General features: G+C 31.2%; 7 protein-coding genes. 4 read left to right on the top strand and 3 right to left on the bottom strand.

Annotated features, from left to right (window positions below):
• The first annotated feature begins 322 nt into the window (after positions 1-322).
• Both P856_RS01265 and P856_RS01260 read left to right on the top strand, forming a co-directional pair.
• A complete protein-coding gene (locus P856_RS01265; protein ID WP_025300365.1) occupies positions 323-997 on the top strand; it encodes an EI24 domain-containing protein in 675 nt (224 codons plus the stop codon).
• 260 nt (positions 998-1,257) lie between these two features.
• The gene (locus tag P856_RS01260) at positions 1,258-1,707 is read left to right on the top strand and encodes a bactofilin family protein (RefSeq protein WP_025300364.1); all 450 of its coding nucleotides are present in this window, start codon (positions 1,258-1,260) and stop codon (positions 1,705-1,707) included.
• Positions 1,708-1,983: 276 nt separating this feature from the next.
• Here P856_RS01260 and nth read toward each other — a convergent pair whose 3' ends face one another.
• The 3 genes from nth to dapB all read right to left on the bottom strand — a co-directional run bounded on the left by nth (position 1,984) and on the right by dapB (position 7,353).
• Positions 1,984-2,622, bottom strand: coding sequence for an endonuclease III (gene nth, locus P856_RS01255; protein WP_025300363.1), 639 nt, complete (start codon positions 2,620-2,622; stop codon positions 1,984-1,986).
• 1,438 nt (positions 2,623-4,060) lie between these two features.
• On the bottom strand, positions 4,061-5,050 hold the full coding sequence (locus tag P856_RS01250) for an adenosine kinase (protein WP_025300362.1): 990 nt from the start codon (positions 5,048-5,050) through the stop codon (positions 4,061-4,063).
• A 1,499-nt stretch (positions 5,051-6,549) separates the two neighbouring features.
• Positions 6,550-7,353 carry a 4-hydroxy-tetrahydrodipicolinate reductase gene (gene dapB / locus P856_RS01245; RefSeq protein WP_144079731.1) on the bottom strand — a complete coding sequence of 268 codons (804 nt, stop codon included), beginning with the start codon at positions 7,351-7,353 and terminating at the stop codon, positions 6,550-6,552.
• A gap of 2,520 nt (positions 7,354-9,873) precedes the next feature.
• Here dapB and P856_RS01240 point away from each other — a divergent pair.
• On the top strand, positions 9,874-10,680 hold the full coding sequence (locus tag P856_RS01240) for an SDR family oxidoreductase (protein WP_025300360.1): 807 nt from the start codon (positions 9,874-9,876) through the stop codon (positions 10,678-10,680).
• A gap of 2,307 nt (positions 10,681-12,987) precedes the next feature.
• Positions 12,988-14,214 (top strand): beta-ketoacyl synthase N-terminal-like domain-containing protein, encoded by a 1,227-nt coding sequence (locus P856_RS01235; protein ID WP_025300359.1) that lies wholly within the window; start codon positions 12,988-12,990, stop codon positions 14,212-14,214.
• The last annotated feature ends 1,114 nt before the right edge of the window (positions 14,215-15,328 follow it).

Below are 15,328 nucleotides of genomic sequence, written 5' to 3'. Positions count from 1 at the left end.
AGCTGACATCAGTAAGACTAAGATAGATAACATGTCTGCGACTTTTTTATTTAAAATCGAAAATTTATAGCTACATAAAATTCATTATATATCTCAAAAGGTTAAGTAATTACCTAGCTATTCCTGTACCTCCTGTTTTTGCTGAAAAAAACTATCTATTGCTAGAGCTAAAGAAGTTAATTGTCTTGCATTACAGATCGAGCTAGGTGATTGTTTCACTACAAAATCTTTTAAAAATTAAGTGAATTCTTTTAAAATTGAGTATGATTTTGCTACTTTGTTAAGCAATAAGCAGACTTAATTATTTGTATTGAGATTAAAAATGTTTAGGTCAATATCCCTAGCTATTGCTCAGCTCGCCAACCCAAATTTACGTTCGATACTAATGATAGCAATCACTATAAGTTTATTATTTATTATAGCAATAACTATTGGCATGAACTATGCTATAACCCTTCTGGCTCACACAGGCATTAACTGGTTTGACAAGTTAATTATATGGTTTGGCTCACTGGCATCTTTTCTATTTGCCTTAATATTCTTTCCTGGTTTTGTACAAATAATTAGTGGATTATTTGCCGACAGGGTCTCAGATGCTATTATTTCAACTTATTATCCAAACTTACCAGCACAACGACAAACATCGATAAGCGAGGTGATTGGAGACGGGCTAAGATTTGCTTTTTTATCGATGATTATAAACATTCTAGCATTATCTTTGTACTTTCTCCTGCCAGGTTTTAACATGATTATCTTCTACCTGCTAAACAGCTATTTATTAGGCCGTGAATATGCCGAAATGATTGGTTTGCGATCCCTTGATAGAATATCTATGAAAAAATTCTGGGAGGCGAATCGTACCCAACTTTTTCTTGGTGGAATGCTAATAACGACAATATCAATTATCCCTGCTCTAAATCTAACAACTCCCATCACAGCAACCGCTTTTGCTATTCACGAACATGAAAGATTACGGAGGTTGAGAATTTCGCGGTAAAATAAGTAAAAGCATTAGCTAGCATCATTAGTTTAACTAAAATAAAGCAACTATTGAATATTAACAATAAACTCAAAATACTACGTTAATTCAGAAAACCAGGAAAAATCTAAATTTTTATTGAGTAACACTAGCCCAAAGTTCATTAAAAACAATCCGCGAATACGTTAAAAATTTTGTATGCATCCTTACGTTATAAAAAGAGTAATTTGACTAATTCGCTTATTTCATTTATTCATTCTATTTTGAAAGATTTAGTCATGTCTACGCCAGTTAATCAAACAGATACAAGCAATCAGCAGCTAATGGATAAAATTTCTAGGCCTGCTGTCAAAGATATTGCTGGTTTTTCGAAACGCCGTTTATTCGCTTCGATAAACCAGGAAAAGAGCAAACGTCTACTAGTTGGTAAAGAAATTTATTTATCAGGGAAGATCACCACTTGCGACTCATTGCTCGTAGAGGGTAATGTTGAAGCTGACTTAGAGAACAGCCACTATATTGAGATAACTGAGACAGGCTTCTACCGTGGAAAAGCTATAATAAAAGAAGCAGCTATCGCTGGTCGCTTTGAGGGGGAACTATCAGTTCATGGTACTTTGTCAGTTAAAGCCACAGGGATAATAGCTGGGAATATTCGGTTTAACAGGCTAGAAGTTGAACTTGGTGGAGTAATCAAAGGGGATATAAGTCCATTCACAAAAGAGTAAACAATAAATTCAAAATTAATTTATTGTTAGTTAACAAGAAATGTAATACATTTATAATTTTGCCTTGTTGTCTACATTAATTTTTGTAAATTGCATGATAAATGCATATTTTTACTTATTATTAGCAAGTAATATTATACATTAACATAACTATGGTATAATTTTACGTACAATACTTAATTAAATTCAATAAGGTATATAAGCAAAGCATTACAAATAAAGAAAAATATGCTAGCTACGTTTTTCTTTAGCATAAGGCATTTTTTCAATCTCTATTTAATAGAGTAAAATTTTTTCCTTAAAATTACAAAACAAAGACACTTTGCAGCTAGAGCAATTAGGTTTGCGCTTTTTGCATACGTAACGACCATGTAGAACAAGCCAATGATGAGCTTTAAGTTGAAAAATAATCGGCACATTTCTCAACAGGGCTTGTTCTACAGCCAAAGGTGTTTTACCGATAGCAAGGCCAGTTCGGTTGGCAACTCGAAATATGTGTGTGTCCACAGCTATTGTAGGTTCTCCGAAAGCGACGTTCAACACTACATTAGCAGTTTTGCGACCAACACCAGGTAATGCCTCTAATGACTGGCGATCCCTTGTTATCTCACCATTATTCTTTTTAAGAAGCTGCTGGCAAATAGTTATGATATTCTTAGCCTTAATATTAAACAATCCGATGTGTTTAATATGTTTTTTTAATTCAATCTCTCCCAACGCCAACATCTTCTCTGGCGTGTCTGCAATTAAAAATAATTGTCGGGTAGCCTTGTTTACACTAACATCATTTGCTTGAGCAGAAAGAACAACAGCAACTAGTAAAGTAAATGGATTAATCCAGTTAAGTCCAACTTTTGGTTCAGGATTCTCAGCCTGCAAAGTAGTGAAAAAATTATTGATTTGGGCTTTTGTCATAACTTTAGTCATTATCTTTTACTCTAATAACTGCGAGCTTATGCAAGCTCTTCCTAATAGTATAACGACTAACTAATCAACGACAAAGAAATAAGCTTTTAGTTAAATAATATTCTACTCTACAATTAGTGTTTGTTGAATTATTGTTTGATAATTAGCTATTATCGGATCTACTAATCTAAATTAATCTTTAAAATCATTCACAGTCGTATAAATCTTATAATCAATAAATAAATACTTTTAGTGGGCTAATTATTATTGATTACTATTATTATAACGCTATTGTATTAATATTATTTATGATAATGTCAATATTAGATCTGTTAATAAATTAGTTATTTACTTTAAAAAGTAAATAACTATTCAACCTTAACAAGTATGCTATTCTTTGCTACAGAAAGATTACCTTTATTTAGTTGCAATGCTTCTGTAGCGCTTATGACAATCTAATAATGAAAACCACAAGCCAATTCACATCAGATAAGAACAACTATTAGCTACAAAAAAAGTTTTATACATTAGTGAATAATTACATAATAATATACAGAAAATACAATAATAAATATCATTAATTACTAAATATAAACAGAATTCATTTTAGAATTATTTTGACATATTTATAAATTTCTTAAATACATTAAAAATGTAAATGACCTATAAAATAATTTGTAAATTTTTAAATAAAAAATAAAATGACTTATGATTAATCTTATATTGGCTGAAGTAATTTATATAATTAATTTTTAATCAAATAATGTATTGACAATAGAAATTCTCAGATTAACTTGTAAAACATACTGTACATCCACATTGGAATGTAAACACCTTTGACTGCTAAAATTTCTTTTAGCTGCATTAAACCAATAAATTAAGTTAAAATCGTAATTATTTATTTTTCTTTAGATAACATCATAGATATTTACTGTAATTCTACAATCGACTAAAACAGTATAAAACATGACTACTGCACTAGCATAATTATCAATTATTATAATAGTTCTAGCAATTTCCTACAATAGTTACATCGATTAATAAACCTTAATTAATCGATGTAACTATTGTAGTTCTAGAATTTTTATTTTTCTCACGTAAGCATCAATGTTGATCAGAAAAAATAGCCAAATTAACTAAAAAAACTATAGAAAATGCTCGTCTTCAGTGTGAAGTAATATAAAAAACATTAGCAAACTATGAGAGTTTGCTTCCCATTGTAAAGTTCAATCAACAAAAAATTAATGCTAAAAATTTGTCAACTAAATTAAATAAATGAAAGCCTTTTAGGGTCAGTCGATCAATAGTACAGTGAAAAAATGTTAGCGACCCCATATAACTGTTTAAGCCTTTTAAAAAATCACCGAAAATAAATTATTTATTTTATAGATTGCAATGAAGACAAAAATAAACATTTAAAGCTAAAACACAACTACCATAGAGTGTTTTAGCTTAATTTTTGTGTGAGGAGCATCTTAAGATCAACTTCCGGCCGTGCTCCAATATGGCTGATGATTTCTGATGCGCAAATCATTCCAATTCGACCACAAGTGATAATGTCTTTACCCGAAGTGTAGCCATGCAAAAAACCTGCAGCATAAAGATCGCCAGCCCCAGTTGAATCTACAATATTAGCGACCGGCTCAGCATCCAATACATGTATCTCATCTCGATTCACTATAACAGCACCTTTTTCACCACGAGTAATTACTGCTGTCTCAACTTCAATACGAATGATGTCAAGTATATCGTCAAGTCGATCACTCTCGAATAAAGACAATACTTCCATCTCATTGGCAAAAAGAAGATCTACATGCCTCTTTACTAAATTTTTAAAATCTGCCCGATAACGTTCGACACAAAAAGAATCCGACAAGGACATAGCTATCTTACCATTAGTGCGATGAGCAATCTCAATAGCTTTGAAAAAGACTTTCTGCGATTCAGGCTGATCCCACAAATATCCCTCAAGATATACCATCTGAGCTGCAGCAAGCATATCTTCAGATATGTCGTCAGAAATCAAGTTAACGCATGCCCCTAAAAACGTGTTCATGGAGCGCTGCGTATCTGGAGTAACTAGTACAAGACTACAAGCAGTTTGTGGTCCATCCAAAGCGGCTGACGTATCAAAGTGTACGCCTTGAGCTGTGATGTCTTGGCGAAATACCCTGCCGAACTTATCATCACGCACCTTACCTATGTAACGAGTGCTGCTACCTAAAGCCGCTAATCCAGCAGCAGTATTAGCAGCAGACCCACCAGACATTTCTACACTAGCTCCTATAGCAGCGTAAAGCGATTTCAATCGTTCGGCATCAATCAGTGTCATCGCTCCTTTTTTTATGTTTTCCCTCAACAAAAAATCATCGTCACAATACGAAATGATATCTACAATAGCATTACCTATTGTAACTACATGCATATTTTTGCACATTCAATATCTCCATAATTTTTATGTAAAAAAAGTCTTACAAGACAATGTTAACAAATATGAACCTGATCTTAAGATCAAGGCCTGTTTATAATAAAAGCTCAATTAATAAACATCATAAATTTTAATGATAGGATATTATAATGATTTTTAAAGCATGGCAAAATGCCTATAAAGTTTAAAAGTGAGATATTTAGGCAATTTAGAATTAAACCATATTATAAAATACTTGTTACAGTACTTTCTTAAAAAAGAAGTTAAGTACATACATTTCTTTAATCATAGATTATCTACATGATTATCGCATAATAATTTAATGAGTCAAAATAGTTAATTCAGGGCATAATGTACATCGATTCAATGCTTATTGATTTTTAATCACAAGCATAACTAAACTAGTTCTAGCTATCAAACAACTGATAAAATTATTAAAAAACAACATATGAATAACGTAAATAATCACTAATATATTGGATATTTAGCCTAAAGTTATCTAATAAATTAATGATGTAAAACTTACTTAATAGACAGTTTTACATAGCATAAATGTTTATAGATAAAACAGTTTTAACTAAGCATTAGAAAGTCTGCTTCAATCGTTAGATATTAAATAAACAATTTTTGATCATAATCTATGGCTTTACATACAATATGCTTTACATATAATATAAATACTCGTTTTAAGTTAAACCTATCAAATTAAATGAATAATTAAACTAAGACAGCATGATAATTATTAGCGATAAGAATCCAGGAAAGTAAGCATCTTTATTTCATAAAAGCTTAATTTTATTATTAACGTCATAACCTTAAGCAGCAAAACACAAAAGCAACTGCAATTACTGTCGTACTCTCAATAAAATTCTCGTTTGGGGTATCTTTTTCTGACTTTTTAATTACATATCCCATAAGCACATATAGTAATAATCAACGTACTACCGGGTTTATTTAATGAAGATATTTACTCAATGATTACTCGCTTTAAAGCAAGCTCATAGAACATCATATAAAAATTACAGAAACAAAACTATATAACCCACTCAGATTAATCGCGTAAACCCTCATTCATATAATATTAATTAAAACTCGCAATAATGCCAGCACTTACTGGCTGGCTTATAAGCAACGTTGCAATTATTTCTTAAGATGATAATCGAAAAATTATTACTACATGATTTTTAATTATTACTACATGATTTTTAAATTATTTTAATGAAATTAGCTTGCTAAACTTCAAAATTGTTTAAAAAATAACAGTTAGGAATACACTAAGCAAAAAAAACGATACACAGATCTTTGTAACAAGAGTTCTTTTATTAAGTGTATTTTATAGTGTATAATGATAATTAACAAAAATTTTTACTCACGGAACAGAAAAATTAAAGAACAGATCAGCAATAATCTGCTTTAATCAGAGAATAAATAGATGAGAAATGTTAGCAAGATAATTTCTTATGTCGCAGATAGAAAATAAAAGCATTAGTTCTAAAATAGAATGATCGTTAATCGATTCCAAGTACATCCCGCATTGTATAAAGACCAGGCATACGATTCGCTACCCAGCGAGCAGCACAAACTGCACCTGCGGCAAAGATTGTTCGATCGCTAGCTTTATGGCTGATTTCTATACGTTCTCCCGCTCCAGCAAACATGACAGTATGTTCACCAATTAAACTACCTCCTCTTAAGGCTGCAAAACCAATATCACCTTTTTTACGCTGGCAACTAGAATTATTTCTAGACAATACTTTTATTTTCTCAAAGTCTTGCTTTCTACCCTTAGCAGCAGCGCGTCCGATACTCAAGGCGGTTCCAGAAGGGGCATCAATCTTGCGATTGTGATGCACTTCAAGAATTTCAATATCCCATGTTATATCCAAAGCAGCCGAGAGTTGCTCAACAAGAGCTGTAATTAAATTAACCCCCAAGCTCATATTTGGGGCGTAAACTATGGCAGTGGTTTTAGCATAATTTGCAAGAAGCTCCTCATGTTTATTCGATAAACCAGTCGTTCCAATTACTAAAGAGGTACCATTGGCTGCAGCATAGCTTGCATGCATTATCGTTGCTTCTGGTAAAGTAAAGTCAATAGATACATTAACCCCTAAAACTGCTTTAACATCATCAGTAACTAGAACTCCGAGAGAACCACTTCCAACTAAGTCACCTATATCAGCACCAATATAAGCGCTACCTGGGCGAGTTACTGCTTGCTTTAAAGTCATCCCTTCAGTCTGAGATATAGCCTTAACAATCATTTTCCCCATACGTCCAGTACTACCAAAGACACTTACTGACAATACCATCACTGGTTTTCCTCGCGGCTACCGCAGAACAAGTAAAAAATACTTAATAAAAATATCTCAATGCAGTAATAACTTTTACTTAAAGTTAGATAAAATCTAATCATTACTTATAATAAAAATTATTTTTGCAATTAGGAAATATTGCAGGGGACAACATATAATAAGTTAATTCAAAAATTGTTACTTACATTGCTCATTTTGAAGTATAAAATTTTTTATTTATATGCTTGAACATTTATATGCTTGAACTAAAAATTAAGAATAACTTTTTGGTTCATAACCTCCACAATAGTAAAAACTTATGATCTGTCTTTTTGGTCTAACCAAATAAATTGCGTTCGTCAAGGACTTAATTTAGATAAATCTGTAATCTAATTCTGACAGTCTATGGCAGATAATTTTAGCAATTATCTCGTCACAATTTTTGTTGACAGAGCGGTTGCCATTTAATTTTAGCTATAAGCCAAAATTTATTATATATATAATAATAGCAATAATAATAGCAAATTTTCTTGTAGCAATTATAGTATTATCCATAAATGCAAATTAGTGTTTGCTTTGCTTAAATTCATAAATTCTACATTAGATAATTCTACATTAGATAAATTAATAAACAATATAGAGAAATATTATTATCTTCAGGTAAATAGATAATCTTCGTTAAACATAGCCTACAAAATCTTCTTATCGATAATTTCAGAAATATCAATAATTCCCAAGATATGTACAAGTTAAATTATAGTGTTAGACAACAAAGCAATAGCAATCGATAATTCGTCTGCCCTCTAAGTATACACAGCCAACAAGTAATATTCCAGCTTTTGCCACCAATAACTGCTAATGCTAAAATCTACAATAGTTAACTAAATGTTTTATAAAGATTATTTTATGAATACACTCTTTATCAAGGCTTACAAATTAAGCTACCTTCGTTCAACAAATTATCTCTCTAAATACTTAAGTAAAAACTAAATCTCGTGTCTATATAGACACAGTTACCATTTCAAATATTTTTATCGCCTACATAAACAGAAGTTTTTAGAAAACTACTGTTTCCAGAAAATAATTACAAAAAATATCCCTATTTTTAATTACTTAGTGTAAACACTAATTGATATTCTTAACTTAGTGTAAACACTAATTGATATTCTTAAGATAAATTAGCATTGAAACTAATTAATAATTTTTTTGTATATTGTTCTTAGATTGCTAGACAATTACTCATTTTTAAAAAAAATGTTTTATTTTCATAGATTAACAATCAAATTGTTAGCTTACAAGACTATCTCTAATTAACAAGCAGTTTCAGCCAAAATCCAATAGGCTAAAATATTTAAGAGTGTTAATAGCTACTCTCTAAAATTTTTTAAAAATTAATTATCGGAAGAATATCAAAACTAATAAATAATTATCCCCCGCAATCTTGTTGAGATATCGATTATCAAGCAAGAAATAAAAATTTCTATTTATTGAAATCTAATTTAAAATACAAAAGGTGTAATTAATAACCATTCATCATTAATAACCATTACATCATCGAGCAAATAATAAATTTTTCTAGCACACTAACAGTAGTAGAACTTTAATCAGAGATTAAAGAATCAATAAGCTGTGTAATTTCTAATTTGTTAAACAAAACATTTTAATACTGTTATTTTTATAACGAATCTGCAAATCAGTTACTAACTGAAAGTAATAATTAATAACTCTTTTTACAGAAATTTTTAAACAATGTCGGATAATAGCAAGCTTTGCATTTACCATTAAAAACTTGTATAGGCTTATGAAAGTATTATTGGCATAAAAATTCTAATTAACTAGTAAATATCTTATGAATAAATACTGAAAAATGCTGAATGAATATTAGAGACTGCACTAGTCCTAATTATTAATTATTTACCGCTTATTAACAAAATTATATGCAAAAACTAATAAGATGCCTAAAGCAAATCATTAGATTCCATAACTAACAAATTATTCTATTTACCTAATGATTTATGCTTAACTTTCTGGGCAAAAATTAATAAAATAAGTCGATTTATCTAAATGATGTCAACTATACTAAATACATTCCATAATACATGGTAAGCTTGTGCAAAATTAAGATCAATAATTACAGCAGACTTCCTCGCACGAGGAATAGACGGGTGTGATGTAATAAAAATTAATTATTGCGTAACTCAATTTTACAAGACTATATAAATTAAGCATAATTTACTATTAAGCATAATTTACTATTAAATTAAGCATAATGTAAAAATAGATAAGTTCGATATAATTTATTTATTAGCTAACGAAGTTTAACAATTTATCGTTTAAAGCTCATTAAAAATGAGGAAATTAGTGATATTTGCATAATTATCTAGTACTATATTTTTTCTTCTGTAGCAAATTACTCCAAATACAACAATCAAAAATTAAGACTAAGCTAAAGATTTTATTCTTGATAAGACAACGTGTTAAAATTAACTTGCCTGATATTGCCGTAAAAATTATTCTATGAAATAGAGGTAAATAACAATGATTAGTCAATATTTCGCCAACAACCTTTTCTCTCAAAGTAACGTATTTGTTACCGGTGGAGGTGGGACAATTAATTTAGCTATTGCCAAAGGAATAGGAAGCTTGGGGGCTAATGTTGTGTTAGCTGGACGCACATTGGATAGAATCGATAAATGTCGTGATGAACTAAAATCCGTTGGAATCGAGGCAACATCTATGTATGTGGACGTACAAAATATTAGTACCATTGAAACTGCACTCACTCAAACTAAAGCCCTGTATGGCCCAATAAATATATTGATTTGCGGTGCAGCTGCAAACTTTCCAGCACCAGCCGAACAAATGACAGCAGAAGGCTTCGCTAAGGTTATCTCTATTGATCTGATTGGCTCGTTTAACGCATCACGAGCAGCTTTTGATCAATTACGGCAAACTAAAGGGAATATTGTATATATTTCTGCTACCAACGCGGTCATGCCATTTGCTTTTCAGGCCCACGTAGGCGCAGCAAAAGCAGGAATTGATAGTTTGATGCGCGGCTTAGCACTAGAATGGGGCAAATACGGCATTAGATGCAACAGCGTGTTGCCAGGACCAATTGAGAAAACTGAAGGATTACGACGATTATTGACTGAGGACGATATTAAAGTATTGTCTGACTACGTTCCCATAGGGCGCTTTGGCACGGTAGAAGATGTTGCTGGTGTGGTGGCATTTTTGGCTTCACCGTTAGCTGGATTACTAACTGGAGTAACGTTAATAGCTGACGGCGGGCAATCTTTCTCCGGAAGTGCAATGCTAGCTGATATGATGTCTAACTACTGATGAACAGACAACAAAGCTAAACAACGTAAAATAGCACCGAATAACTAAAGAGTACTTAGGTTATGTATCCAATACCTCACTAACTATTAAAATATAGTAATCTTGTGAACCTTAATGAAGTAAGATTTTACATATTTCATTTAGCCGATAACAAGCATTAACTATTGCTTGCATGCCATTTGCTGAATAAATGTTAAAAGCGCAGTTAAATACTCACGTTAGAGAAATCTTTTTGATTTCCCTTATTCTCGATTTGTTAAGCATTAAAAGCTTTATTTTTTCTATCCTAAAAGTTCTATAATTTAACTGGCTAGAAACATATTAGAAATTATCGCTTTTATTGATTGCGACAATTTATTGTACCTTCAACTTAGATTATAAACTAAAGATTTTCTATTTTTGTCATTAACGTAAAAATTTACGTGTTTCAGCGAATATTCTTCAATCCATTTAAGGCTAAAAATCACAGCTATATCAATTTTTCTACTGCTATTCATTATTAGATAAGCGTTAAGAGCATTTTTAAGAATATCTAAAAAACAAACCAACTAGCAATTAATTCATTGTTTACCAGAAGAAAAATCTTCTTTAAGAAGAAATCTATAGAATTCGAGATAAAATAATAGGTCATTACATCTCTTAGATGAGATAATAGGATTGTATATATTATTGTAATGCTTGATGTGAGTATCTCAATAAACCAAACAATAACCTCAATGTCTTAAGAAGAATTATTTAAGAATTATAATAAAATCAATCTATAGAATCATTACTCGCAGCTAATTATAAATTATAGTATAAATATATAACTACTAAAGCCTTTGTTTAATCAAAAAATATTGATAGGTAAAAATTAAATAAACTATACTTTATACTAAAGATTATTATCAAAATAGTTTAAGGAAGATGTATAATAAAGAGGCAATTACATAATTGAGCTACAAAATATTTTACGATTGCTATGGTCAGCACACTTATTTTAAGTGTATTACAATAAATAATGTTTCATCATAATTAGTATTTCAAATATATATTTGAAATACTAATTAAACCAAACCTTGACTTAACAATCGATTAATGCATGAGAGATCTGTTAAAAATAAGTTATTTAGTATAGGCGTGCAATAATTAATTAGGCGTGCAATAATTAATATAATACTCAGATAAAATTTATATAATTCCAAATTACTAACTGATTAGCGCAAAAATTTTGTCTTTATAAAAAAGACAAAACCTTTAAGGTCAACTGCAGCAGACCAGCAACTCTACCATATGCTAAATTAATTTCGGATATATACATTAAAATTTTTATATAATCGACTGCCCTGGAAATTATTGGATAAATTATACTTTTAATAATACTTAATTAACTCATTAAACTAAGGATCAATTGGTAAGACAACCAACAAGTCTCTTGCCCAGTAAGATTATAATTTTTAACATAATACCAGATCGCTAAGCAAGGTTATTAATACTTTAGATAGGTTGTTTTATCAACTGATTGCTTGTCCCGCATGTAAATAAAAACTGCTCAGCTAAATAATAGTAACTTTAATTTACTGTTAAATAATCATCACCCAGTACTTTATTTCTTATAGATAATATTTCATCTATTATAGTTATTTTCGTAATTATAAGCAAAAGAACCTTCAATCATAATTAAACATCTGAAAAATATTAGCTTCACTAAAAGTTCTTTTTAATATAATTCAATAACTGCTTAAAAATTAGGGAAGTGTTAGATTCTACAATAAATATCTAGTATCTTTATCATTGATAATATATGAAATCTAGTCCACTATTTCAGTACATTTTTAGATAATGCATAATATACCATTATTATTTAACCATTATTATTTAAATAATTATAAAATATAAAATCTTGCTTGTAATTTAGCGTAGAGCTTTTAAAAAAATCTTTGGCGAAATTTCTTAGCTAAAAAAGCGATACCATTATTGTTTAATAGAATTTAATTGTTTGATACAGATCTATACATGGGCTAATATAGCCTTTTAAGTATTGCAAATGATAAATAATCTAGCTAATTATTTAAAGAATTATTGCGAACATTACATTAAGTTTTTAAAAATTTTTGTAATTGTTAACTTAAAAACATCTATAATAGATCTTTTCTAAAATGCCTCTTCACTAACATAATTACAACAATAACTCAGTATAATCTCATGCCAACGCTATAGAATTTAAGCCTAAAGCTGTCAAATCACTATCAAAGCAATAATGCATAAATGTTAGTGCTTTTATCTATAAAATACGAAGAAATTTAACTGCTATTGAGAGAGGGTATAATGAACGCTGTGGGTATTTTAGGCTATGGAGTAGTCAGTCCATTTGGCTTTAGCGTAAATGATTTAATAGCAGGTTTACATTGCGGGCAAACGAAGATTCAAGCACTGAAAGATGGCGAATGGCCGAATGGTTCTCCACTACGTACTGCAGCGTTAATTCCTGCAATCTCTGACTCAGAATTCTTGGATAAAATTTCTTTGCTTTTACCTAATATGACGAGAAGGATACGACGTGATATATTAAATGCCCGCCAATCTCTGCGCAATGGGTTACTCGCAGCAGCCCAGGCACTAGCCCAGGGCGATAGCATTGGACAAACTAACGATAATCTAGCTCTAGTAGTTGCTGGCAGTAATTTATTTTCAGGAGCTTTATGCGAGGCTGAAGCGAAGCGGTTAAAAGGTTCTTATCCATCTGCTCGTCATGGAGTGGAGATGTTTGACACTCATGCAGTTGCTCTGATTAGTGAAGTGCTTGGTTGTCGTGGGCCTGGTATTACTGCAGGCGCAGCTTCAGCTAGCGGTATAGCAGCGCTAGTCATTGGCATTGATCTGCTTAAATCAGGAAGAGCGGAACGCTGCTTAGTAGTTGGTATGCCGGCTGATCTGGGAGCTGCGGATTGGTTAGGTATTAACATGATAGGTGCTATGGCAGATGGTCGGATTTTACCTAATACAGGCCTATGCCGGCCTTTTGACAAGGCTGCCTCTGGGTTTGTACCAGGAGAAATGGCTGGAGCAATATTGCTTGGTCATCCTGAAGACACAAAGTTACAAATAACCGGTTCAGCGCTTCGATTAAGTGGCTCAGCCCAGCCCAATCCATGCCTGGAAAGCGAACTACAAGTGATGCGTGAAGCACTAGTTTGTGCTGAGTTAATTCCGAAAGAATTAGATCTAATCTCTGCCCATGCCACATCAACCCCTCTAGGTGATGCTATCGAATCGAATGCTATTGCTGAACTGATTGGTGAAAATATCTACGTGAACGCGCCAAAGGGATTAATTGGCCATGGTCTCAACTCAGCTGGTTTAGTGGAGACAATAGTGGTAATTTGTCAAATTACTAATGGATTCTTACACCCTAACTTGCACCTAGACTCACCAGTAAAGCAATTAAGGTACATTGGAGCTGCAGCCATCGAGCAACCAGTAAGCAAAGTGCTGAAAACCAGTTTTGGTTTTGGCGGTTTTAACGCATCCATAGTAGTGGAAAAATGCGTGTAAGCATGAGATCCATTTATTTGTTAAAAAATTTTGCTGTTATAAGATCTAATCATGAAGAAAGATAAGATTTATCTTATCATAGCTATATAAACAAAATTAAGTTAAATTTAATAAAATCTTTGCCATAATATTTGACGCCTGATACAATTTGTTGATTAAATACTTAATCTACTTTTTATGTAGTAAAAATTAATAGTTAAACAATATTGTCAGGATGTTCAAAACAACTTAGCGTAAATAACGAGTACCGCATGAATTGTGTTAAACTAAAGATAATTATTAATCATTGAATCAATTTTTATTATTGTATTAATAAGCCATATAATTAGCTATTATATTAGTCTGCACTCAATGTAAAAATGATCGTAACTAGATGTAAAATTATAATTGACATAATTTTACATCTGCTGTCCGCATTAGCTAGCAAGCTATTATTTAGCTTTTACCTACTTGATTATTATAAAAGATAAAATGATACTAAATAGTATCTGAATTGTTAGGTTATACGGTGCGCAATGAGAGTGTTTTATTGCCCATGGAATGATTAATCTCACAAAATACTATTTAAATTTTAAAACCATGAATAGCCGAGAAAATTATTTGTAACAGCCGTGGCTTTGTAATAAAAGTTCTATGTATTCTAGGAGTACGAAAATAGTTAAAAAACACTATCGTACGTAAGATATTTCTCTTATCTGCTTGATTATTTCTCTTATCTGCTCGATTTGTTATAGTATCGATTTCCAGGCACACGCCTTTTTCTCCAAATATACAAATTACTAAAGCAAAACAAAAGTTATAAAGCACAAAAGTGAGCAAAATGCAAATCTAAAATTAGCTACTAGCCATGACACCGGCTCGCACGAAATTCATATTAAGATTTACTGCTTTATGGTTAAGCAAATAAAATTGATAAAATTACCAAGATGGTTAATATTAGTTTTTCAGAAGAATGAGAAAATATAACACAATTCGTCAAATATTAAGTACTGAAACAATCTAGTAATATATGTGCTACCAGTTGGTAATTAGATACTGTCTTTATCATGCAGTTAAAGATAGTATCTAATTACCACGAATTTCATCTATAAAAGACAGGGTAGTATTACCTGCA

This window comes from Candidatus Endolissoclinum faulkneri L5 (assembly GCF_000510265.1).
Classification (GTDB): Bacteria; Pseudomonadota; Alphaproteobacteria; order Thalassobaculales; family Thalassobaculaceae; genus Thalassobaculum; species Thalassobaculum faulkneri_A.
Note: the sequence above shows the minus strand (reverse complement) of the source record. Positions and strands in the feature narration are given on the sequence as shown.